The organism is Streptomyces sp. bgisy159, from assembly GCF_057707805.1.
In genome coordinates, this window is the sequence record NZ_JBYIQX010000004.1 from 155,524 (window position 1) to 176,996 (window position 21,473).

Below are 21,473 nucleotides of genomic sequence, written 5' to 3' on the forward strand. Positions count from 1 at the left end.
GCACCCGCAGCCATCGCCACGACCGGGCGCGCAGCAGGCCCGGGGTGCCTAGGTCGATGCCGTAGACCTCGTGCAGATCGGCCTCGACGAGCGGCCACTCGGCGAGGATCTGCGCCCACGTCAGCGACGCTTGCGGCCCTTGCTGTTTCCTCGGGGCCGCGCCGGGCGGGTACTCGTACCACTCGTAGAGCCCCGAGACGGGGTCGAGCTCGCCGCACCCGATCGGTTCCGGCGGGCCGCCCGGTTCGGGGCCAGACGAGAAGGGTCGCCGGCCGCGTTCCAATAGCGCTCGGCGGCCGTCTTGTCCTGCGCGATCCACACCATGGCGGTGATCGCTGCGTGCTTGAGCGCGGGCCACTTCACGCCGTCGGCGACCATCTGATCGTGGGCAGCGCCGAGCACCTCGCGGTAGAGGTCGCGCTCGGCGGCGTCGCCGAGCACCTGCTCGTCGGCGCGTCCGCCATCGGCCGCGACGGCGGCGGCGTTGATCAGGGCCTGCGTGCGCAGACCGATCTCGGCCGACGGGGCGTCGACGGTGTACAGGCGCCCGCCGATGGGGAGTTCGAGCCGTTCGTCGAGCAGCTCGTCGAGGGCCTCGAACGCCACTACGCATCACCCCCGAGCGTCTTGGCCTCGACGGAGAGCAGGCCGGCGCCGGCGACCGGATTCGCGATCTCGGTCAACGGGCCGGACCCGGTAAGCGTGACCTTGATCGTGTCGACCGCATCCGGGCCGCCCCCGTCGGGCTCCCACGTCACCAGTGCCGTGCCTTCCTGCGCGTCTGCGGCGCCGGTCCGGTCGTAGTAGCGGACCCGCACGTACGACGCCGCCCCGAAGGACCGCGCGGCCTTCCTGAGCGCTTCCTGCGCGGCGTTGAACACGCCGGTCGTCGGGTGCGCGCGGTGCGCGATGGTGGTCTCGATCGACCACGCGAGCATGGTCACGGCCTGCTCGCTCCACCCCTCGGCGTCGTAGGTGGTCACCTCCTGCTGCGTCGGGTCGATCTTCGGAGTGAACTCGGTGACCCCGGGGACCAGCGTCCACACCGGGGTTTCGGGCGCGGTGCCCATGTCCAGCTCAAGGCGGTACCTGCGGGCGAGCGCGGTCACGGTCTCGGCCGGGGGCGTCGGCGTACTCAACGGCGCCTCCTATTCGAGGTTGGGGTGCGCGCGGTGCGCGCGGGCGTAGTAGTTGGCGGTCCGCTCCCAGCGGCCCGAGGAGTCGGCGCCGATCGGGGCGGCCGAGACGCGATAGACGAGCTGCACGGGGACGGCACCGAACCGGTGCGGTCCGGACGCGTGCAGCAGCTCGTGCACCTGGTCGTCGAGGGCGTCGACCTCGCGCGGGTCGGCGCCCGCGCGGGTGCGCACCTGAATCCCGGTGGTCGTGTCGGTCAGCACCGGGGAGTCGGCGACCGGATATGCGGACAGGCAGATGCACCGGTCGGGAGCGGGGGGAAGCGCGGAAACCGTGATCGCGGTCTCGCCCGCCACGTACGGGCCGTCGGTGCGGTAGGTGCCGAGGCCGGCGTCGTGCAGCAGGCGGGCGAGACCGTCGAGCAGGTCGACGGTGTAGGTCATCGCAGCGCGCGCCGGATCTGCGCGGCGATCAGGGCCTGCACCTCGGCCGAGGTCTCGGGCAGAACGCTTTCGAGGTACTTCGCGGTCCGTCCGGGCGCGTGCCGGGCGTTCAAGTCCTCGTGCACGCGGCGGGCGTACGGCGTGTCATAGCTGACGGCGGCCGTCATGGTTGACTCGTCGACCGAGGTCGCGCCGGAGCGTTCGAGGGTGCCCTCGTTGATCGGCACGCGCTGCCTGCTCGCGGCGAGCACGTGCTCGGCGCCGAGCAGCAGACCCCGGGCCGCGGCCTCGCGGATCGCGCCCGTGGCGGCGTCGCCGTTCCAGCGCAGACGGGTGCGGCTCATTCACACATCACCTCCGTTGACGCAGGCACCGGGAGGCCCGGGGCGGTATGCACTGCCGTACTGATCGCGGTCGTGATCCGGCCGCGCGGCAGCGTCACGCGCGACCCCGGCGGACAGTCCAGATCGGGGGCGGCGATGATCTGCGCGGTACTGGTGACCTCGCGGCCGTCGGGGGCGCGCACCATGCGCACGGCCTCGCCGACGAGTGCGGAGTGCTCGGCGGGCGGCCCGTACGTCGGTCGGTACGCGCCGTCGCCGAGGTAGGGCTCGACGCCGATCCGGTGGCGGAGCAGGGAGGGCGGGACGCGGGTCACCATGCCATCACCCGGCCCGGTTCGAGGCCGGCGCGGCGCAGCGTGCGAGCCGCGCGGGGAGCGAGCTCGACGCCGGACGCGCCCGCGGCCGAGGCGGCGCGACCGGACAGGCTGACGGGTCCGATCGAGACTGAGTCCCACTTGCCCGCGGCGCCCGTGCCGTCGTCGCCGGCGGCGAGCCAATACTCGACCTGCGCGCACGTCGCCGAGCCGAGCGCGGCGGCGATCTCGGGGTCGAGCGGGTCGCCGTCGTCGTCGACTGGGTAGATCGCGGTCAGTAGCGCACTGTCGATGTCCTCGCCGGCCCGCGCGATCAGCCGCTCGGCGTCCGGGGGTGCCGCGGTCCCGAGCCATGCGGCGAGCTGCTCGGGTGTGGTGTACGGCTGTCGGGCCACGATCACCCCCTCTTGGCTCGGGCAGCAGAACGGCCCGCCGACTTGTCGTTCGGCGGGCCGTCCGGTCCGGTGGGCTGCTCGTCGTCCGGCGGATCGTGGTCGAGGGGCTGCACGTCGTATCCGGCCCCCTGGCAGTACCCGATCACTGCCGGGTCACTGGTGGTGGCCGTGCCGTCGACGAACGGCACGCCGCCGGGGCCCTCGCCGGTGAAGTCGTCGACCGGGGCGGTAATGCGCATGGTGGTCATGTCCGGCCCCCTCACGCGCTCTTGATGTTGCGGAACACAGCAGCCGCGCGGGTGGCCTTGAGGACCGGGGCGACCGGACCCATCTCGACCTCGCCGACCTTGACGGCGCCGGACCGGTCGAACTCGGGAAGCCACGTGTTCACGAGCGGCGAGCCGCCCCCGACCGAGGCCCCGTGGAACCCGTCGAGCCCGTAGCGCACGGCGTACAGGTCGCCGAGGCCCGAGACGTTCCCGCCGGCGCCGGCGCCGTCCGGGTCGCGGGTCACGAGCTCGATCACGTCCGTGTTCGAGCCGGCCCTGCTCTTGAGGTCGACGAGCTGAATCCCGTTGTACGCGTTGACCGGGCGCCCGAAAGCGTCCGTGCCCTTGTCGAGCTGGTCGGTCCACGCCGCGATGGTCTTGAACAGAGACAGGGTCTTGCGGTTGCCGTAGATGACATCCGGGGCGTCATCCATGGTGGCGAGCCAGTCGTCGACGTGGCGCTGCGCGGCGAGCGCGCTCGCCTTGTCGTTGATCGCCGTCCAGTCGACGTATCCCTCGGCGACGCCGTTGTTCAGCGGCAGATACTCGGTGCTCGACCCCGTGAGGATCTTCGACAGACCGTCGAACCCGTTCGTCTCGACTGCCTTGTCGCCGTTGATCACGGCATCGGCGAACTTCGCACGGCTCGCCTTGATGAGCTGCTGCATGTTTAGGGTGACGGCGCCCGAGGCCGAGGGGCCGATACGGGCGATCACCCGGTCGATCTGGAAGGACCCGCCGAGCGGCACGAGATCGACGGTGTACCGCTGCGTGCTGACTTCGGCGGGCGTGTACTCGGTGTTCAGCGGGCGGAAGTCGGCCGAGCGCTGCGTGATCAGCCGGCGGTATCCGTAGGTGAGGGTGTCGCCGCCGGTCGGGCTTACGACGTTGTCGAACGTGAGGCGGTCGAGGATGTCACTCGACTTGCGGAACTCGTCGATCACCTGCACGTCGACGTCGTCCTGCGCGTTGTTCCGTGCCTCGGTAAGAGAGGTAGGCAAAGGATTCTCCTAGGTGGTTCAGGCGCCGCTCATCCGGGCGGCGACGGCGTCGTGCAGGGAGGTAGCGCGGCGGTCGCCGACGGGCGGGCCGTTGAACTCGCCGCCCCCGCGCGGTGGTCCGGCCGGCGTGGCGCGGTAGAGCTCGGGGTCGGCCTCGACTGCGGCTGTGATCGCCGCGGTGAGCGCGTCGCCGAACCCCTTGTCGGCGGGGTCGAGCTCGGCGACCGAGGCGAGGAACGAGCGGGAGTTGAGCAGGCGGTCGCCGCGGGCGCCCTGGTCGGCGGCGACGCGGGCGACGGCGAGCTCGACGCGGGCCGAGCGGAGCGCGGACCCGTTCTCGGAGAGCAGCCGGTCGCGCTCGGCGACCGCGGCGGCCAGGGCGGCGGGGTCCTGCTCGGCCTCGCCACCGTTGGGGTTGAGCGCGCGCGTCACGGCGTCCAGTGCGGCGCGCAGCTCGTCGCGCTCGGCCGCGGCCTGCTCGGCGCGCGCGGTCGCGTCGGCGAGCTGCTGCTCGCCGACGGGGTCCGGGGCCGGCGGGGCGGGCGGTGCAGGGTTCGGGTCGCCGACCGGCGGGGCAGGCAGGCCGGCAGGGTCGCCGCCCTCGCCCGAGCCGCCCTTGATGGGCCAGATCGGGCGACCGTCGCGGCGGAAGCCGAGGGCGGCCTCACCCGTGCGCGGGTGGACCGGCAGAGCGGTGTCGGGGATGTGCTCGGGCATGGATACGCCCTCCAAAGTGTCAGCGGGGCAAAGTACGGTCGGGGTTTGTGACTGAGTTGGCTGCGCGTGGGAGTTCAGAAGCCTCATGGCGAGAGTTCGAGTTGCTCGTCGCCGAGGTCGTCCGCCGGAGCGATCCGCTCGCGACCGTCGAGCATGACCAACGGTTGCGAGGGCGCAGCGGGAAGCTGCGCCAGATTGATGTCTTGGCGCGTGGCAAAGTCGCCGGCGAGGAAATCCTGATCGTGGTCGAGTGCAAGGACCACGGGCGCCCCGTCGGGGTCGCCGAGGTCGAGGCGTTCCTCGGCAAGTTGCTGGACGTCGCAGCAGACAAGGGAGTGTTGTTCTCGTCCAGCGGCTACACCGATGGCGCAGTTCGCCGGATGGAGAGCACCACCCATCCGAGAATCAACGCTTACGGATACCTTCGCCCTGCGGCGAGGGAGCGGCACTACGAAGAGATCCTCGACGGCGAGTTTTGGGAACCTACGGCGTAGCCGCGGACCCAAGCGACAGTCAGCCGCGGGTCGTTGTACCGGGGGGCGTCGGTCGGCGGCCGTCCTGCTCGTGCGGCGTCGGCGCCGTCCCGGCGGGCGCGCAGCGCGGCCTCGCGGAATCCCAACGGATCACCCCCTAAAACTTGCGGCGCTGGTTCTCGCGAGCGCTCCGGGCGGTCTCGCCGGCCCCGGTCCGCACGCCGGTTACCTGCTCGGTGAACTCGGCAAGGGTGACCCGGGGGGAGACCTCTTCCCAAAACCTGATCAGTTCCTCGCTCGCGCGGGCGTACGCCACATGTGCCGGGCCCTTGAACAACGTTCGCGGGTCGACGCCGGCGGCTCGCGCCTTCCGGTTGAGCAAATAGCCGTTGCTGTAGTCCTCCGCGGCGAGCCACTGCACGTAGATGTGTTCCTCGTACATCTCGCGTATCTCGTCGCGGCTGTAGGCGTCGCGCGCGGCCCGTGCTTCGAGCTCGCGCTCGAACACCCAACGCTCGGTGGCGGACATGTGCTCTGTGCCATCCGGGCCGCGCTCGATGTCTGCGCCGTGGGGCCCCCAGTCGTCGGGATCGGCCGGCGGCGGGTCGTCGAGGCGGATCGGGTGCATGGCGTCGTCGAGGGCCTCGCGAGCGGCGAGCGTGTCGGCGACCGTCGCGCCCGCCGCGGGCGGCGGCGGGGCGGGCGGGTGCCGGCGGTCGATCTCGGCCGCGATCCGCTCGGCGTCCTCGGGGCGCGCGTAGCGGATGCCCCACACGAGCAGCTCGTCGCCGAGCTCGGCCAGGTCGCCGGCGAGGCGCCCGCCGGGAAACAGCGCGTCGAGCAGGCGGCGACGGTGGATCTCGGCGCCGATCGCCGGCCGGTCCTCGGGCACGTGCCGTGCGCGGGTGGCGAGGGCCTGCTCGGACATGCCGACAAGGTCGCCGCGCACGCCGGGCATGGCGGCGTCGATGTCGCGCCGGTCGGCCTCGGCCATGTCGCGCAGCAGCCCGTCGTCGTCGAGCAGCAGCGCGACGCGAGCGAGCTCGTCGTCGCTGAACTCGGCGAGGCTGTCGACCATGCGCCCGCCGGGGCGGATGCGGTCGAGCAGGGCCTGCTCGTCGCGCCGGTCGGCCTCGGCCCCGATACGGCCGAGGTTGCGCTCGTCGAGCACTCCGGGCCGTATCGCGGCGCCGAGCTGCTCGTCGGTGAGCTCGGGCAGGGTGCGCTCGTCGCCGGCCCGTACCCGCGCGGCCTCGAACGTGTCCGACCCGGGGCCGCTCGGCGTCCCCGGGCGGCCGGCGGTGCCCCCCGTCGGCGGCAGGTTGCCCGCGCCGAGCTGCTCGCGCTCGCGGCGACGGATGAGCTCGGGATGCGCGGCGAGGTGCTCGCGCATCCGGCCCTGCCACTGCCGCACCCGCGCCTCGGCCGCGCGCTTGGCCTCGGGTGTGGTGGCGACGGCGGCGCGGTTCTTCCACTTCCTGATAGCGCGCTCGATCGCACGCTGCCGCTGTGAGGCTTCGTACCCGTTCGGGTCCTCGGAGTGCTCGACCGGGGCCCGGGTGACCCCGGGCAGGTAAGCGCTCGTCGAGTGGCGGCAGTTGGGATGCTGCAACCCCCGCCGACGTGCTTCGTCGAGAGAGCCGGCGACGTGCACCCGCACGGTGCGCCCGTCCTCGATGGCGTGCTTGGCCTCGATCGTCCGGGCGCCGCCCGGTCCGTCGAGGCTGAGCACCTCACCCTCGAACGGCGCGCAGAGGGGGCACTCGTGCGGGGCGTTGGAGACGATGACCAGACCGACGCCGGCGGCGCGCAGCTTGTCGCCGTGCGCCTCGACCGCGGCCCGCCCGACGGCGGTCCGCACGGCCATCTCGGCATAGCTCGTCATCTGCCATGCACGCCCGCCCTTGTCGACGAACGTCCGCAAGCCCCGGTCGGCGAACCGTTCGAGCGCGCGCTGCGTGGCCTGCCGGCGGGTGTCGATGCCGAGGATCGGTGTCGCCGACACTTCGCTGATGATCTGCCGGTAACCGTCCTCGACGCCGCGCAGAATCCCGCGGTGTGTCTCGGTGACGAGTTCGACGGTTTCTGCGGCGAGCCGGTCAACGGCCCGGGTGTTGGGGGTGGTGTCGGCGATCCGCCGGGCGTCGTCATCCGACAGGGCGCCGAGCTCGGCGAGGCCGGCCCGTGCGCCGAGGTCGTACGCCTCGGTCACGGCCGAGAACACCTCAAGGTCGAGGGAGGTACCGAGCGCGTCGACGACGCCCTGCGCTGCGCGGCGTAGCGGCTGGATGTCCCGCAGCTTGGCCACGGCCCACCCGGGGGCGTCGTACCCGTCGGCAAGTTGCCGGGCGACGACGCCGAGCAGTCGCTGCTCGGCGTCCGCGTACAGCGTGGTAATTCGGTGCGATAGATCCTCTGCCATCCATGGCGAAGCGGGCAAGTATTCATCCCCCAGTCGGTGGAGCCTCTGCGTGTCCTGGAAGGCAATCAGGGCTGAAGTGATTTGATGCCTGCGTGGACGGGAGGTGAACTCTGTTGCTTACGCGAAATGATCCTGGGGGGGAATCTATTTGGAGGGCTGCCTTCGACCGTCCATGGTCTTGGGTTGATGTCGCTGTGCTTGCTATCCTCCTGGGTTTTCAGGTGTACGTGGTAGTGAAATCCAAATCTCCAAAGAGGACTCGCGATCTAGCCCAATATGCAGATTCCTTGCGTGGTGCGGCGGGTGGCGGCCTTACTGTTGTGGGGATTCTCCTTCCTGTCTCGGTGTTGGCGGTCCAGTTGAGTGCGGGGAGTGGTGCGTTTGCCCTCCCGGATAACGCCATTGCAGACTTCTTCATGGCTGCATTTTGGCTTTTTCTATCCCTGTTCTCGGGCGTCTATGTGCTTTTCGCTGCCGCAATTCGTGGGCCAAAGGAAGACGTTGCGCGAAGGAAAGACGTCGGGATTCTTTATGGCGCTCAGTTGTTCTTCCTGCTCGTGGCCGGTTATCGGCTACTGTGGGGGGTTTCGGCCGTCACGACATCCATGCTTGTCTAGTGTGAAGGAAGTGGATCGTGGACATTTCTAGTGGTCTTCCCGTCGAAGCGATCAAGGCATTTGAGGGTGTGCTGGGCCATGAAATGGAAGCTCGCTTCGTCCCTCAGGTGCTTGAGGCAGGGGTGCATCTAGGGAACCGGAGGGCGGCCCTTCTGGGTCGGGCGATGTACCCCATTGATGTTGAGTTCGCCCTCTCTGTTATGTGCTGGTGGCCCTTCAAGCCTCCGGTGTCCGACATGTACCTGGAAGCGGCACAGCGATTTCGAAGGGAGGTAATCCGAAATTCCGCTACGCTCGATCATCATGTTCCTGATGAGGCGTTGAGGATGGACTGGGAGGAGCTCTACGAAAAGCAACGTACAGGTGACTGGCGTAAGGTATTTCAGTTGGGCGAGGCGGACTGACGAGGTCCAGCTAGGGCATGGCTCCGGCCTGCATGGGGTCAGGTACCGCGGCGCCTGTCTCGGTCAGGATGCGGTCGACCTCGGCCTGCACTGCGGTTGCGTCCCATTCGGGGTGCAGCATCCGCACGCGCGTTTCGGCCGAGACCGCTTGCGCCTGCTGGAGGAGCGTCAAGGTCTGCGCGAGCGAGGATGCGTCCTCGGTGATCGAGTCGCCGAAGGAGACACGGGGCCGCTCGGGCACGATCCGCGGCGTGAACAATGCCCGGTCGAGGAGCAGCAGCACGTACAGCATGTCGGCGACGGGCGGCGACCAGTACCTGACTTTCTTCCCCCGGGTGATCATGCTCTTTCGCTCGCGCGCCTTGATCTCGGTCGCTGTGAGCGCGGCGCCCTGGTCGCCGAGCCCGAACGTCGCCGCGGAATATCCGGCGCTCATCACGGCTTGCCGGGTGATCGCGGTCGAGGTGCGCTCGTGCTCGTCGACTCGGATCTCGAATTGGTTCAGGGTGATTCCGGCGCCGCCCTGCTCGGTCGGCGGGATGTTGAGAAGGGTCCAGATTTCCCGGTCGTCGTCAAAGCTCGCGCCGCGTCCGGGCCCGTGGTCGCGCAGGTACCCGTCGGGGACGAGCAGCCGTGCGCGGGCGAGCCGCAGGTCGCGAATCCATGACGTCCATGTCGTATCGAGCGCGTCGAACAAGTCGTACAGGGGAGCGCTGTAGTCGCTGCGCCCGAACGGCGAGCCGCGGTGCTTGCGGTGGGGCCGGATGTTGGGGCAGTAGGCGGCAGTCAGCAGGTCGATACCGGTCTCGATCGCGTCGCCGTCCGGGCCGAGCGAGTCGGCGAGGGCGGCGACCTCGGGGTGCTCGGTGAGCGGCACCCGCACGCCGAGGCTCTCGGCCGACCCCTGATAGAGCCCGTGCTCGATCCGGCCCGGGGAGTGCCGTTCGAGGTGGCGCCACACCGTGACCGAGTCTGCGGCGAGCTCGCGCCAGAACGTCACGGCGGCGAGGTGCCCCCAGCGCCATTCGGGCACGGCGGCGTCGGGGTGCACGGTCGTGAGCAGCGGCCGGCCGGCGAGCGAGCGATCCCACGTGACGCGCAGGTACACGCCGCCGAGCGCGGCGGCGACCTCGGCCGCTTCAAGCAGGGTGTTCGCGATGCCGTCGGCCGCGGCGAGCTCGTCGAGCCGGTCTTGCGTAGCGGTGTCCTCGACGGTGAACTCGGGCGGCTCGCTGAACAGCAGATCGGCGCTCGCGGTGGCGATGTCGCCGGGCAAGGGGATGTGCAGCCGGTGATCGGGGGCCCAGGGCTGCTCGGCCCGGTCGCGTCCCCACAAGCGGCGCCGGCCGTCGCGGCGCCGCGGGGCGTCGCGGTAGACGGTGGCGAGCTTGTCGCGGTCGCCGGAGTACCAAGCATCATCGACCCGCACCTCGGCGTAGTGCCGAGCGAGGGCCGGCGGCGGCCACGGCGTGCCGTTGTCAGGCAGGGGCACAGCTCACCCCCCGCCGTCGGTCTCGGGCCCGCCGCGCCGCGCACGGCCGGCAGTGCCGGGTGCCGTTCGGGGCGCGGTAGGTGTTCGCGCGGTTGAACCGGTGCCCGCGGGCGCAGTGCGTCTGACGCGCCCGACGCGCGGCGGGGCTGATCCCTCGCCGGATGTTGGTCCGGGTGGTGACCACTTCGAGGTGATCAGGGTTGACGCAGTGGCGCCGGCGGCACAGGTGGTCGATCACGAGCCCGCGGGGAATCGGCCCCCGCACGAGCTCATAGGCGACACGGTGCGCGTACTGCGGGCGGCCGGCGACCTTGAACTGCCCGTACCCGTTGGGCTTGACGTGAGCCGTCCAGTCCCAGCACCCGAGCGGGCCGGGGGCGACCTTGTCGAGGAACCGGTCGGTCAGGGAAGGGGGCACGCGATCACCCCCTCGGTGTGCTCGGGCCCGGGGCGCGGCGAGGCGCCCCGGGCGGGGTGATGGGGGAGTGATCAGGCGGCGGTCGTCAGCAGTCCGCGCCACTCGTGCACGGTGCTGTGCACCGCGTACCGCAGCGCGTCGAGCGAGTGATCGTCCTGCTTTACGGGGCGGTCCTCGCCGCGGGCCGCGGCGGCGTCGTCCCATACGTACGTGGGGAACTCGGCGAGCAGTCCCTCACACGAGCGGTGCACCAGGAGCGCGCCGGCGTCGAGGGCGTTCGCCACGCTGCGGATGCCGTCGAGCACGCTGTTATTGGCACGGGCGACGTTCGGGTACCCGTCGGCCCATAGCTGCGTGGAGTAGCTCGCCGCGCTCGGGTCGATGAACGTCCACTCGGGCCGCACGCCCTGCTCGGCGATCCACGCGCGGACGGCGCGGCTGTACTGCGCGTCGGTCATCTGCCGGCGGGTGGCTCGGGCGTCGTGTCGCCACTCACTCACCGCGTACAGCCGGCCGTCGGTGCCGAGGCCGAGCAGGATCGCCGAGAACGGGTTGCTCGTGCCGTAGTCCACGCCGACCCAATAGCGATGGATCTCGGGCAGTTCGTCGACGACGTGCCGCTGCTCGTCGTACATGTCGTAGATCGCGCCCTCGGCGACGACCCACTCGCCGAGGATCATCCGGCGCCGCCACAGTCCGGTGTACTCCGCGGACAGTGCCTTGACGTAGGCCGGTGACAGGGCGGGATTGTCGGCGAGTTTGAAGTGCCAGGAAGCGAGGTCGAGCTCGTGCTGCCGGTCGAGGTACTTCGCTTTGAGCCAGTGCCGCGGGCCGTCGGGGTTGGTGGTGCCGATCAGGATCGCGCGGGCGACGCTCAGTCGGGCGAGTAGCTGCGTGAAGAACGCTTCCGGCAGCAGCGTGACCTCGTCGGCGTATGCGACGGATGCGGTCAGTCCTCGCAGCCGGCCCTCGGACCGCGAGTCACTCGCGCCGATCAGGTGGACAACTCGGCCGAGGATCACGGCTGTTGTGGCGCCGCGGGTGTGGTGGACCTCGGCCGCGGTGTCCGAGAACAACTCGGGGTCTTGAAGCGGCTCGATCACGTTCCGCTCGATCGTGGCGAGCGACCGTCCCACGATCAGGATGAGCCCCGAGGCGGGCGCCCGCCGCACGGCGAGCAGGAAGCGCAACAGGCTGGAGATCGTCTTTCCGGAGCGCACCGACCCGTGCCACAAGTTGATACGGGCCGTGGCCTCGCGGATCGAGCGCAGTTGCTTGTCGGAGAGGTGTCCCGCCGAGGGAATCACCTCCCGTCCGGTGCACCGTCCTGCGGGCCGAGCAGGGCGTCGGCGAGGCGGTCGAGCATTCCGCCGGCGCTGCTGGTCTTGGTGCTGCGGGCGAGCTCGGCGACCTTGGCGTGCACTTCGGTGAGCGCGCGGGCGGCGGTGGCGTAGTCGCGGGCGTCGCGGGCAGAGTCGGCGACGCCGACCCGCTCGACCTGCGCGAGGGCGCCGTCGAGGGCGTCGTCGGCGAGCTGCTCGCGGCGGGCGGCGGCGTCCGCCGTGCGCGCCTCGGTCGCGGCGGCGACCCGCGCCCCGCCGGAGAACGCGAGCCCCTCGGCGGCGGCGATCTTAGAGACCGTGGCGGCGCCGCGGCCGAGCTCACGGGCGATCTGGTTACGGGACTTTCCCTCGGCGTGCAGGCGGCGAACTGCCGCTCGGTCGCGGTCACGGATCGGCTCCGGCAGGACGGCTCACCTCCTCGGCAGTACTCACGGGCGCGCAACTTCGCAGGCATACTGATCGGGTGAGCACTTTTTGGGATCTTGTTATCAAGATCGGAACCGGTGCCCTGGCTGGCGCCGCCGCTGCCTACTTCTTGGCGCCGTATGTGAGTCATCGGCAAGAGATCGGTAAGGATCGGGCTGCGGCCCTGCTGGCGTTGCGTGGTGAAGTCGTCAAGTTGCGGGCTCACCTGGCGTTTCAGTGGCATCACTACAAGGCTCAGAAGTCGTACCCGGGTGATTTCCTTCGCCCGCAAGAAAGGGCGCGGATTCTCTGTGACATGGTCACGCACGCATGGAACCTGTCCCCCAAACAAAGGGTGAGAGTCCACCGTCATCTGGTGACCATCTTCGGGGCGTTGGATGTGCGCGCGGCAGAGGAACTATCGATGGTCCCCATGAAGGATGAGCGCTTCCACCCCGTGAACGAAACCGAGGTGTGGCAGGCAGCGCTCTTGGCTGACTACGACGAAGTGGAAGCGCTGGGGCTGGAGATGAGCGGCAGTATGCAAGGCTTCGTTGACAATCAGGCCGACGAGGATCGTTACAACCAACTTCAGTTGGACATCACTGAGTTGCTCCGCACGGTCGGCGGGGTTGATCGCCTCGCCCCGTAGCGGTCCGAGTTTCCGGGCACGCCGAAGGCGCCACCGACTATAGGTCACGGATCGATAACGACGCAACCCTGTAGCGCCAATGCCAGTAGCGGCGCTGGCGTCGGCGAGATCGATCGAATCTGTCAAGAGGGGGCGCCCCGGCGAGGGGGCGCCCCTGCTGGACTTTGGCGGGTCCGCTGACGCCCAACCTGTCCGGGGGCTACGCGGCGCGAGGGATGTCCACGCCGAGCGCGGCGATCAGTTCGGGGAGGTCGTCCCACTCCCACACCCGCGCGCGCTCCCTGCCGTCGAGCGGGACGGGCGCCGAGCAGCCTCGCCCGCCCGCGCACGTGATGCTCGGCGGCCCGTCGGGGGCACTGTGCAGGGTGAGCTCGCAGGCGCACCACGGGCACGGCTCGGGCAGGGGTGTCTCGCGCCGGTCGAGGCCGAGGGCGCGCAGCACCCGGGCCTCGGCGAGCCGTGCCGTGCGCCGCGCTTCGTGCAGCAGGTACAGCGGCAGCACCTCGAACGCCGGGGCAGCGAGGGCGCCGTCGAGCTCGTGCTCGGGGGCGGTGTCCTCATCCTGCACGCGCCCCTCGATCCACACGCACGCCCAATGCAGCCCATGCGCCCGCGATCCGGCCGTGCGCCGACTGTCCGGCGCGCTCGGGTTGGCGCTCTCCCATGTCCGGGGGTCGCCCTGCTCGGTCCGCTGCACGGCGGCGGCGAGGGTGTCGGCAAGGTCGAAGATCAGTCGCTCGACCGCGCGCCCGGTGTCGAGGGCGCCGAGGTTGAGCGGGGCGGGGTGCTCGCGCAGCACGAGCGGCGCCCGGTCCTCGACGAGCAGCTCGTCGTCGCCCTCGCGCATGGTGTGCGCGAGTTGCCTCGGTGGCCAGTGATCCGCCGGGGGCGTCTCGATCGCGAGCAGCAGTGCCGCCCACTGGCCCCGGATGGTGCGCAGGGCGCGCACGGTCTCGTGCACAGCCTGTGTGTAACTCACTGCTCCCCCTTGTCTGCTGCCACGCGCAGGGCCTCGGCCTCGGCGGCGTACTCGTCGCGCTCGGTCTCGATCTCGCGCATGGCCTGCTCGGCGGCGTCGATGCGGCGGTTCAGTCGGAGTGCGGCCGACTGCTGTCCGCCGGCGGACCGTCGGAAGGTGTCGCACTCGGCGATCTCGGCCTCGGCCAGGGCGCGCAGGTGCGCGGCGTCCTCGCGGGTGAGTGCGCCTCGGTCGGCGCGGGCGAGCAGCAGGTGCAGGGCTGTGCGTCGGTCCTCGCGCGCTGCCTCGCGGGCGAGGGTCCGGCCGCGCCGCGATCGTGTCCGGGTGTGGGTGTTCATCGGTTCGTCTCTCCGTTCTCGGCTCGGCGCGTCGTCGAGCAGGCGGTGCAGGTGGTCGAGCAGGGGCTGCGGTCGAGGCGGCGCAGCTCGCGGTCGAGGCGGTCGTCGATCCGGACCGAGTAGGCCAGGGCCGCGCCGAGGGCGAGGGCGAGCACGACGGCGAGGGCGAGCAGAGCAGGGCTCACGGGGCGGTCTCTCCGTTCGTTCGGGCACGGCGCAGCAGCCGGGCGAGGGAGCGCCGAGCGCGTGGGGCCTCCCGCGCGCGAGGCGCGACCGGTCGCGCGGGGTAGCTCGTCGTCATGTGCCATCCCTCGATGGCGAGGCGGTCGGCGAGCGAGGCGACGACGACGGTCGCGAGGTGAGGGTGCACGTCGAGCTCGTCGGTCAGGTGGGCAGCGATCACGGCGCGAGCGGCAGGCGGGATCATCGGGCCTCGCCCCCGCCGGTGGTGTGCCGGGCTCGGGTGTCTCGCCGCGGTGCGGGCGGTTGGCACATGATCCGGGCGAGCCTGATCTGCTCGGCCTCGGCCTGGCCGTTGTCGCCGGCCTCGGCGAGCAGGGCCTCGACGCGCGACGGGTGGACGCCCGAGAGCGGTCGTCGCCCCTTGCCGCGGTTGCGGAAGCTCGACTGGCAACGCTCGTCGACCTCGGCGAGGCAGTACGGGCAGCGCACCGACAACGGGTCGGGGATGCCCTCGGCGACGAGCTGCTCGCGGTGCGCACGAGCCGGGCGGAAGCGCGCGAGCTCGGCCGCGACGTGCGCGGGCATGTACCGGCGTGGGCCGGTGCCGACACCGGACATGAGCGCGGCGAGACGTTTCTGCCCGCCGTGGTCGATCTCCGCGCGGTACTGCGCGGGCGCGGTGTGCCCGGTCGCAACTGCCGCCCGGGTGCCGAGCAGTTCGGCCCGCCATGCGGCGACGTTGTCGGGGTCGACGTTGGGCACCGGGTCGGTGTGGCGGTTCATGAGCTCGGTCCGGTACGGGCCCCATGCGGCGAGCAGGTCGTGCGGCTCGATCGGCCGGAACTGCGCCGAGCGGTCGCCGCCGCGCTGTTCGTAGTAGCGGCGGGTCGCGCGGGCGGCGTCCCATCCGACATCGGACATGGTGGCCGGCACGTCGGCGACGGCGGCCGTCCACTCCGAGATGGTGCGGGCGGACTGCTGAGGGTCGGCGAGCGCGCGGCGCACCCGCGAGTCGAGCGTTCCGGCGAACGCCAACAGGGCGGCGATCTGCTGCTCGTTCATGGGGTGCTCTCCTTCTGTGCGTTGAGCAGGGCGAGGCCGGCGGCCAAGTTGTCGGCGTAGGCGGCGGTCGATGGCTGCGGTCGCGGCGACGAGCTCGACGGGCGGTCGAGGTCGGACCAGACCTTGAGCCAGTAGCGGGCCGCTTTCGGGGCCTCGCCCGGTGTGGTGCGACGGGCGGCGAGGTCGACGAGCGTCTCGACGCCGTGCCGCTGCGTCAGCCGGTAGACGTCGCGCTGCTCCCCGAGGCCGAGTGACCACCGGACGGTGATCGAGGCCGCGGCGAGGGCGTCGTCGAGCGGGCGCAGTTCGGGAATCAGAGCGGCCGAGCTCGCGCGCGGCTGCTGCTGTTGTGGTGGTGAGTAAGTAGGTACGTTCTGGGGGCCGGTTTCCGGCCCCCCGGGGGCCGATCCTCGGCCCGCCCCCGGGCCGGTATCCGCTCCCCCCGGGGCCGACGTCCGGCCCTCTCCGGGGCTGCTCACCGGCCCCCCGGGGGTCGCTGTCCGGCCCGGGGCGATGTCCGGCCCGGGGCGATCCTCGGCCCCCTCGTGGTCGAGGAGCGGCAGACGATAGACGGTCTCGCCACTGGGCCCGGTACGGCCCTCGACGATGTCGAGCTCGCCCGAGGCGAGCAGGGCGTCGACGGCGGTACGGACGGTGGATCGAGCGGCGCGGGTGCGCCGGATGAGCGAGGCGGTACCGGCGTAGGCGACGCCGTCGGCGCCGGCCCGATCAGCGATGGCGAGCAGAACCAGACGGGCGGCGCCTCGGCTCTCGGACCGGGCCCAAACCCAATCCGTCGCGGCGAGGCTCAACGGTGCGTCTCCTTAAGGGAGTCGGGTCGCCCGGCGGTTCGGGGCGTCCGGCGAGGGCGGCGGGTGTGTGCTTGGGGCAGCGATGGCCGACGATGTAGCGACGGGTTCCGATCGCGCGGCAGTAGGTGCCGGCTGCGCCGTCCCAGAAATCGCAGATCATGCGGTGCTCGGGGTGGCGGTGCGGCGCCCGGTCACTGACCGGCGCCGACGTACCGCGCGTAGACCACGTGTCGGGCGACGTCGTTCTCGACGACGGTCCGCGCGATGGCTTGGAAGGCGCCGGCCGGCGCGTACGACGTGAGCTGTCCCGACCGGATGGCTTGTGCAGCAGCAGCCGCTCGGGCGCCCGTCGCCTTCTCCTGGATTTCGGCCCACTGGTTCGGGTGCGCCTTGAGCTGCGCGACGAGCAGCGCGTGCCGGGTGTTCTTCTGCCGCGCGGGCGGCGGCCCCGCGATGAACTTGACGGTCACTAGATCCCCCATCTGACCTTTGTTGACGAACTCGAACAGACGGCACCGAAGAGACCCCCGGAGGCGTCGAATATCTGTTCGTGTTCACGAACAAGAACAACGTACGCAGGGCAGAAACCCAACGTCAACGCAGTTCCGAGGTGTGCAACCGGCCTAGATCGCTGGTTAGATGAGGTTGTTCGCGTTCTGCGACAAGAACGGAGATGAGACCGTGTCGGAGAACGACACCTCCATACGCCCCGGTACGGGCGAGGCCGAGCGGCCCGTGACCCTGCTGCGTGACATCGTCCGTGCGGCGATCGATAAGCCAGGTGAGAACCTGCGCAGCTTGTCGGCCCGAGCCGTAGACCCGGAGACCGGACAGAAGATCGCGCACAACACGCTGCCGAAGATCGCCAGTGGGGAGGGGTACCGGCGCGAGCGATGGATCGTCGGCGCCGTCGCGGCGGCGACCGGCCTACCCCTCGAAACCGTGCAGGCTGCTGCGTCCGCCGAGTGGACCGGCCTCGACGTGGCCAAGCTGCGCACGAGCAAGCCGGGGGCGACGGTCGTCGTCGCCTACGCGGAAGGAACAAATCCGCATGATCTGCCCGTTCTCCAAGAAAAGCTAAAGGAGCTCGGCCTCGGGAACCTGCGCATCCTGCCCGAGGGTGGCGGTGACGGCGTGTCGTAGTCGCGTGACCTGCGGTGTTTGTGGCGGTAGTGTGAGTGAGCCTTTGCCTCGGACATATGTTCGAGCGCTTGGCTCCGCCATGCCACAAGGGGGGGGCATCTTGTTCCGCGTCCGCCGTACCCGACTCGACAACACAGCACCAGCAGCCGGCGCCGCCGATGCTGCCGATCGGCACATCCTGATCGACGATCGGCACATCACGGATACCGGCGCCCTCGCTCTCGAACTCGTCTTGAACGCCCTTCCCCCCGCATCGGGCGACAGGACGAACGAGCCGCAGCAGAAGGACGGGCCGAGCGCGGCGGCGGGATGAGTCGGCGAAGGGGGCCGCACGGTGATCCGTGCGGCCCCCTTCGCCGTTCCCGCGGCCTCACGTCGGCCGCTCGGGCGCGGTGTCTTACTCCCCCGAGGTGAGGCTCGGAGCCTGCTCCGGTGCGGCCATTGTGAGGCCGTGGTGAGGCCGGACCGCTCTGGAGTAGTCGGCACCGGCTGACATCAACGAGTCTTGCGAAACGCTCTGACCTGCATGTTCTGTCACTTGCCGGTGCCGACTGGAACCCATCATCACGATTGATCTTGAGCTCGTAATGCGTAGGTCTCGGGTTCGAATCCCGAAGGCGGCTCATTTTGAACCCCAGGTCAGGTCTCTGACCTGGGGTTTCTGTCATTCATGCTGCGTCGTCCGGACTGGACTGCGGCGGTCGACCTGCGCACGCGCAATGCGTAGGTCGGAGGTTGTGGCGGTGTGGTTCCCCCGGGGCGTGCGTGCGGATGCCCCGTCCGGGGTGGGTGCCGTACGCGCGAGGTGCGCGGTCGTAGTCTCGGGGGCTCCGCCGCCCGCGTACGATCCGCCGCGTCAGTTGACGCGGTCCACCCCGACCGAACCCCACCCGGCCGGAAGAGCCGCAGGGCGGCCCAGCGGCGCGAACCCGGAAGGGCCGTGAAACGGGCCGGAATCCTTCAATGGGCGCATCGACTGGGGAAGTGACAAATAAGTGCAGCTATAATAAGTGCATCTATATGTGGGAGCTGGTGCTGTGGACAAGCCCGCCGAGATGTTCGATCGTGTCTTCGAATGGGCCGAGCTGACCCGGTTCGCCACCCTGCCGGGCCCGCGGGCCACGCTGGGTGTGGTCTCCGGTCGCCGCCGGCAGGGCAAGACCTTCCTGCTCGACGCCGTCGCTCGTGCCAGTGGCGGCTTCATGTTCACCGCCACCGAGACCACCGAGGCCGACGCCCTACGCCAGTTCGGTGAGGCACTGGCCCGTTATCGCGGGCAGCCCACTCCGTTCCGTTTCGCGCACTGGGACGAGGCGGTCGCGGAACTCATGCGCATCGCCGACGCGGGCGGCCCCACCGTGGCGGTCATCGACGAGTTCCCCTTCCTCGCCAAGGCATCTCCCTCCCTGCCTTCGATCATCCAGCGCGCTCTGGACCCTGCTGCCCAGCACACCAACACTCCCGTGCGTCTGCTGCTGTGCGGTTCCGCGCTGTCGTTCATGGGCCGGTTGCTGTCCGGCAATGCTCCGCTGCGTGGCCGAGCCGGCCTCGAACTCGTGGTCCCGACCCTGGACTTCCGGCTCGCTGCCGAGTTCTGGCAGATCGACGACCCGCGCACGGCGTTGCTGACCAATGCCATCGTCGGCGGCACGCCTGCCTACCGGCGTGAGTTCACTCAGGGGGACACCCCTGCCGGGCCGGACGACTTCGACGACTGGGTCATCCGCGCCGTGCTCAACCCGGCGCGTCCGCTCTTCCGGGAGGCCCGCTATCTTCTCGCCGAGGAGCCCGAACTCCACGACACCGCGCTGTATCACTCGGTACTGGCGGCCATTGCCGCGGGTAACGCGGCTCGTGGCGGCATCGCCGACTATCTGGGGCGCAAGTCCACCGACCTCGCCCACCCGTTGAGCGTTCTCCAGGGCGTCGGCCTGATCACCCACGAAGCCGATGCCTTTCGCCGCAACCGCTCCGCCTACCGCATCGCCGAACCGCTCGTCACCTTCTACCACGCGGTCATGCGCCCGGCCTGGGGTGATCTGGAACGCCCCGGGCGGGCGCCCGACGTATGGCGCCGAGCCCAGTCCACCTTCCGCAGCAAAGTCGTCGGTCCGCACTTCGAGCAGGTCTGCCGGGAATGGGCCCGCTGGCATGCGGCACCCCACACCCAGGGAGGACACGTCACACGCGTCGCCGGCGGAACCGTCAACGACCCGGCTGCCAGGACCAGCCGCGAGGTCGACGTCGCAGTCCACGGCGAGAGCCAAGAGGGTCGTCAGGTGCTGCTCGCCATCGGCGAAGCGAAGTGGAGTGACGTGATGGGAGCCGGCCACCTGGAACGCCTCCGGCACATCCGTTCCCTCCTGACCAGGAGTGGCACGGCTACCGAGGCAACGAGGCTCTACTGCTTCAGCGGCACCGGCTTCACCGATGAGCTGAATCACCTCGCAAAGAACGACCCCACGATTCAACTGATCGACCTGCCCCGCCTCTACCACGGAGAGTGACTCTCGATCTGCGGCGCGGGGGACCGGTCGGCCGTACCGGCCGGGACCCGTATGAGGAGTTCGGGCTCTTCGGAGAGGAGGGCGCGGGCTCGTACGACCATGCGCGATCCGTCGTCGGGCGGTCAGGGTGAGGGCGGGCAGCCACCACGAAATGTCGGTGGTGGGCCGCAGATCCTCGGCCTGGAGCGGTGCGTCGCGATTCGGCGGTAGCGTGGCGAGGCCGGGCGAGCACCGCTGCGGACAGGCGGGGCGGAATTCATGCGGATGCGGTTCGAGGCCGGGGCTGAGGACCGGAACGGTTCACGACCATGTCCCGCGCCGGCCCGCCCGGCGCCCCCGACACCAGCGGCGCGCCGTTGCCTGCCACCGGCACTGGAACAACGTCGCCGCGGATGCGACCACGTGACCCGACGACCAAGATCAAGACTAACGGCCGTCGTGTCCGATCATCTCGATTCGGTCATTCAACTTCCTTTGTCTTAGTCATGTTTGACGATCTTTTCGCTGTGGTTCAATGAATGAATTGTGGTGATTCGGCTTCTCGCGGGTGGAGTCGCGTTGATCAAGGAAAAATGTTTCGAGGTCACTTCGGCGCTGCTCGCGGAGCTGCTCGACACCCGGCCGGAATACCGCAGCCGTTGGCGCGCCCGGGTTCAGCGGGACCGTTCGGCCGGCCGGGTCAACATCGCCGCCGTGGCTCAGGTTCTGGCCGAACACCTGTGGGATTCCGGCGAGTTCCCCGAGTCTGAGCAGTCCCTCGCGCGCAAGCAGAAGGACCGTGTCCGCCGCGCGCTCGACGGCACCATGATCACGGCGGAGACCCTGACCTGGCTCATCGACGCCTTCCGGATGAGCGAGCGCGACGCCCAGTCCCTGCGTGCCACCCACGAAAGCGAGTCGGGCAGTCGGCCCGACGGAATCTCCGACGCGGTCCAGGAACCGCGGGCGATGGTCCGACGCCAATGGCATCGCACGGTGACGGTATTCGAACGTTATTTCCTCAACCCCGAGGGGCAGTTGACCGAACGCCGTACCAAGCACGTGATCATGGCTCTGCAGGACGGTGTGGACAGCTATTTGTTCAATCACGAATCCTCCGTGGAGGCCATCGAGGTGATGCACGGCGGCACCCTCGGACCGGAACATCACTACGACGGTCTGGTCTCCCACGAGATCACGTTTCCCCGGCCGCTGACACAGGGGCAGCGGACCGCCTTCGAGTACCGGACCGTCTACCGCCCCACCGCGCACCCCCCGCAGGAGGTGCGGCGCCCCGCCCGCGGCCGGATCGAGAACTTCGACATGGCCGTGCACTTCGAGCCCCGCCGGCTGCCCAGCCGACTCTGGTGGGCGACCTGGGCGGACCATCACCTCGGCGACCCCGTGCAGTTGGAGCCCGCCCAGGTGTGCGAGACAGGCCGCGCCCACCGCTTTGTGTCCTACGTAGAGCGGTCGGTGGTCGGCTTCCGCTGGACCTGGTGAGTCGGTCTCCGCCGGACCTGGTGACACGGGCGCCCCGTGCGTCGTAACGGCGCACCGCGCGCCGTAAGTGCGCCATGTGGCGTGTTCACTTCCCCCATCAGTCAGCCAATCGGACGATCTC

Annotated in this window: 29 protein-coding genes; 9 read left to right on the top strand and 20 right to left on the bottom strand. The window is 70.1% G+C overall.

What is annotated here, in order from left to right:
- Positions 1 to 120: 120 nt before the first annotated feature.
- Genes AC3ET3_RS06325 through AC3ET3_RS06365 form a run of 9 tightly spaced genes read right to left on the bottom strand, consistent with a single transcriptional unit; the run spans position 121 to position 4,620 of the window.
- Positions 121 to 606, bottom strand: coding sequence for a DUF7426 family protein (locus tag AC3ET3_RS06325; RefSeq protein ID WP_380833325.1), 486 nt, complete (start codon positions 604 to 606; stop codon positions 121 to 123).
- Positions 606 to 1,139 (bottom strand): phage tail tube protein, encoded by a 534-nt coding sequence (locus AC3ET3_RS06330; protein ID WP_360455548.1) that lies wholly within the window; start codon positions 1,137 to 1,139, stop codon positions 606 to 608. The genes AC3ET3_RS06325 and AC3ET3_RS06330 overlap by 1 nt, the downstream gene beginning before the upstream one ends.
- A 9-nt stretch (positions 1,140 to 1,148) precedes the next feature.
- A complete protein-coding gene (locus AC3ET3_RS06335) occupies positions 1,149 to 1,580 on the bottom strand; it encodes a minor capsid protein (RefSeq protein ID WP_380833323.1) in 432 nt (143 codons plus the stop codon).
- Positions 1,577 to 1,924, bottom strand: a complete 348-nt coding sequence (locus AC3ET3_RS06340) for a hypothetical protein (protein ID WP_380833322.1) — start codon at positions 1,922 to 1,924, stop codon at positions 1,577 to 1,579. The genes AC3ET3_RS06335 and AC3ET3_RS06340 overlap by 4 nt, the downstream gene beginning before the upstream one ends.
- Positions 1,921 to 2,241, bottom strand: a complete 321-nt coding sequence (locus AC3ET3_RS06345; protein WP_435611777.1) for a hypothetical protein — start codon at positions 2,239 to 2,241, stop codon at positions 1,921 to 1,923. The genes AC3ET3_RS06340 and AC3ET3_RS06345 overlap by 4 nt, the downstream gene beginning before the upstream one ends.
- Entirely contained in the window at positions 2,235 to 2,633 is a 399-nt protein-coding gene (locus AC3ET3_RS06350; protein ID WP_381148980.1) for a head-tail connector protein, read from the bottom strand. The genes AC3ET3_RS06345 and AC3ET3_RS06350 overlap by 7 nt, the downstream gene beginning before the upstream one ends.
- Positions 2,634 to 2,635: 2 nt before the next feature.
- The gene (locus tag AC3ET3_RS06355; RefSeq protein WP_360455566.1) at positions 2,636 to 2,881 is read right to left on the bottom strand and encodes a hypothetical protein; all 246 of its coding nucleotides are present in this window, start codon (positions 2,879 to 2,881) and stop codon (positions 2,636 to 2,638) included.
- Positions 2,882 to 2,892: 11 nt separating this feature from the next.
- On the bottom strand, positions 2,893 to 3,903 hold the full coding sequence (locus AC3ET3_RS06360; protein ID WP_435611778.1) for a major capsid protein: 1,011 nt from the start codon (positions 3,901 to 3,903) through the stop codon (positions 2,893 to 2,895).
- A gap of 18 nt (positions 3,904 to 3,921) precedes the next feature.
- Positions 3,922 to 4,620: a hypothetical protein gene (locus AC3ET3_RS06365; RefSeq protein ID WP_435611779.1), complete on the bottom strand. Its 699-nt coding sequence runs from the start codon at positions 4,618 to 4,620 to the stop codon at positions 3,922 to 3,924.
- Positions 4,621 to 4,667: 47 nt separating this feature from the next.
- On the opposite strand from AC3ET3_RS06365, the gene AC3ET3_RS06370 reads away from it, so the two are divergent.
- Complete coding sequence (locus AC3ET3_RS06370; RefSeq protein WP_435611780.1) at positions 4,668 to 5,114, top strand: restriction endonuclease; 447 nt, start codon at positions 4,668 to 4,670, stop codon at positions 5,112 to 5,114.
- A 136-nt stretch (positions 5,115 to 5,250) separates the two neighbouring features.
- On the opposite strand, the gene AC3ET3_RS06375 is transcribed toward AC3ET3_RS06370, so the two are convergent.
- Positions 5,251 to 7,515 carry a phage minor capsid protein gene (locus tag AC3ET3_RS06375; RefSeq protein WP_435611781.1) on the bottom strand — a complete coding sequence of 755 codons (2,265 nt, stop codon included), beginning with the start codon at positions 7,513 to 7,515 and terminating at the stop codon, positions 5,251 to 5,253.
- 221 nt (positions 7,516 to 7,736) lie between these two features.
- Between AC3ET3_RS06375 and AC3ET3_RS06380 the strand changes: the two genes are divergently transcribed.
- Both AC3ET3_RS06380 and AC3ET3_RS06385 read left to right on the top strand, forming a co-directional pair.
- Positions 7,737 to 8,132: a hypothetical protein gene (locus AC3ET3_RS06380; protein WP_435611782.1), complete on the top strand. Its 396-nt coding sequence runs from the start codon at positions 7,737 to 7,739 to the stop codon at positions 8,130 to 8,132.
- A gap of 17 nt (positions 8,133 to 8,149) precedes the next feature.
- Positions 8,150 to 8,536, top strand: coding sequence for a hypothetical protein (locus tag AC3ET3_RS06385; RefSeq protein WP_435611783.1), 387 nt, complete (start codon positions 8,150 to 8,152; stop codon positions 8,534 to 8,536).
- Positions 8,537 to 8,546: 10 nt separating this feature from the next.
- On the opposite strand, the gene AC3ET3_RS06390 is transcribed toward AC3ET3_RS06385, so the two are convergent.
- From AC3ET3_RS06390 to AC3ET3_RS06400, 3 genes are all read right to left on the bottom strand, one after another.
- A complete protein-coding gene (locus AC3ET3_RS06390; RefSeq protein ID WP_435611784.1) occupies positions 8,547 to 10,028 on the bottom strand; it encodes a phage portal protein in 1,482 nt (493 codons plus the stop codon).
- Positions 10,015 to 10,446, bottom strand: coding sequence for an HNH endonuclease signature motif containing protein (locus AC3ET3_RS06395; protein ID WP_435611785.1), 432 nt, complete (start codon positions 10,444 to 10,446; stop codon positions 10,015 to 10,017). Before AC3ET3_RS06395 ends, AC3ET3_RS06390 begins: the two co-directional genes overlap by 14 nt.
- 71 nt (positions 10,447 to 10,517) lie before the next feature.
- Positions 10,518 to 11,750, bottom strand: a complete 1,233-nt coding sequence (locus AC3ET3_RS06400; RefSeq protein WP_435611821.1) for a PBSX family phage terminase large subunit — start codon at positions 11,748 to 11,750, stop codon at positions 10,518 to 10,520.
- 113 nt (positions 11,751 to 11,863) lie between these two features.
- Between AC3ET3_RS06400 and AC3ET3_RS06405 the strand changes: the two genes are divergently transcribed.
- Entirely contained in the window at positions 11,864 to 12,256 is a 393-nt protein-coding gene (locus AC3ET3_RS06405; protein WP_435611786.1) for a hypothetical protein, read from the top strand.
- Positions 12,253 to 12,846: a hypothetical protein gene (locus AC3ET3_RS06410; RefSeq protein ID WP_435611787.1), complete on the top strand. Its 594-nt coding sequence runs from the start codon at positions 12,253 to 12,255 to the stop codon at positions 12,844 to 12,846. Before AC3ET3_RS06405 ends, AC3ET3_RS06410 begins: the two co-directional genes overlap by 4 nt.
- Positions 12,847 to 13,045: 199 nt before the next feature.
- On the opposite strand, the gene AC3ET3_RS06415 is transcribed toward AC3ET3_RS06410, so the two are convergent.
- The 7 genes from AC3ET3_RS06415 to AC3ET3_RS06445 form a co-directional block, all read right to left on the bottom strand.
- Complete coding sequence (locus tag AC3ET3_RS06415; RefSeq protein ID WP_435611788.1) at positions 13,046 to 13,825, bottom strand: hypothetical protein; 780 nt, start codon at positions 13,823 to 13,825, stop codon at positions 13,046 to 13,048.
- Entirely contained in the window at positions 13,822 to 14,163 is a 342-nt protein-coding gene (locus AC3ET3_RS06420; RefSeq protein ID WP_435611789.1) for a hypothetical protein, read from the bottom strand. The genes AC3ET3_RS06415 and AC3ET3_RS06420 overlap by 4 nt, the downstream gene beginning before the upstream one ends.
- Positions 14,160 to 14,348 carry a hypothetical protein gene (locus AC3ET3_RS06425; protein ID WP_435611790.1) on the bottom strand — a complete coding sequence of 63 codons (189 nt, stop codon included), beginning with the start codon at positions 14,346 to 14,348 and terminating at the stop codon, positions 14,160 to 14,162. The genes AC3ET3_RS06420 and AC3ET3_RS06425 overlap by 4 nt, the downstream gene beginning before the upstream one ends.
- Positions 14,345 to 14,566, bottom strand: a complete 222-nt coding sequence (locus AC3ET3_RS06430; RefSeq protein ID WP_435611791.1) for a hypothetical protein — start codon at positions 14,564 to 14,566, stop codon at positions 14,345 to 14,347. The genes AC3ET3_RS06425 and AC3ET3_RS06430 overlap by 4 nt, the downstream gene beginning before the upstream one ends.
- Positions 14,567 to 14,586: 20 nt before the next feature.
- Entirely contained in the window at positions 14,587 to 15,408 is an 822-nt protein-coding gene (locus AC3ET3_RS06435; protein WP_435611792.1) for a zinc finger domain-containing protein, read from the bottom strand.
- Positions 15,405 to 16,220, bottom strand: a complete 816-nt coding sequence (locus AC3ET3_RS06440; RefSeq protein WP_435611793.1) for a hypothetical protein — start codon at positions 16,218 to 16,220, stop codon at positions 15,405 to 15,407. The genes AC3ET3_RS06435 and AC3ET3_RS06440 overlap by 4 nt, the downstream gene beginning before the upstream one ends.
- 191 nt (positions 16,221 to 16,411) lie before the next feature.
- Positions 16,412 to 16,690, bottom strand: a complete 279-nt coding sequence (locus tag AC3ET3_RS06445) for a hypothetical protein (protein ID WP_388517339.1) — start codon at positions 16,688 to 16,690, stop codon at positions 16,412 to 16,414.
- A gap of 211 nt (positions 16,691 to 16,901) precedes the next feature.
- Here AC3ET3_RS06445 and AC3ET3_RS06450 point away from each other — a divergent pair, with 211 nt between their 5' ends.
- The 4 genes from AC3ET3_RS06450 to AC3ET3_RS06465 all read left to right on the top strand — a co-directional run bounded on the left by AC3ET3_RS06450 (position 16,902) and on the right by AC3ET3_RS06465 (position 21,352).
- Positions 16,902 to 17,363, top strand: coding sequence for a hypothetical protein (locus tag AC3ET3_RS06450; protein ID WP_435611794.1), 462 nt, complete (start codon positions 16,902 to 16,904; stop codon positions 17,361 to 17,363).
- A gap of 100 nt (positions 17,364 to 17,463) precedes the next feature.
- The gene (locus AC3ET3_RS06455; RefSeq protein ID WP_435610283.1) at positions 17,464 to 17,676 is read left to right on the top strand and encodes a hypothetical protein; all 213 of its coding nucleotides are present in this window, start codon (positions 17,464 to 17,466) and stop codon (positions 17,674 to 17,676) included.
- A gap of 742 nt (positions 17,677 to 18,418) precedes the next feature.
- Positions 18,419 to 19,870, top strand: a complete 1,452-nt coding sequence (locus AC3ET3_RS06460; RefSeq protein ID WP_435611822.1) for an AAA family ATPase — start codon at positions 18,419 to 18,421, stop codon at positions 19,868 to 19,870.
- A 525-nt stretch (positions 19,871 to 20,395) separates the two neighbouring features.
- Entirely contained in the window at positions 20,396 to 21,352 is a 957-nt protein-coding gene (locus AC3ET3_RS06465) for a hypothetical protein (RefSeq protein ID WP_435611795.1), read from the top strand.
- The last annotated feature ends 121 nt before the right edge of the window (positions 21,353 to 21,473 follow it).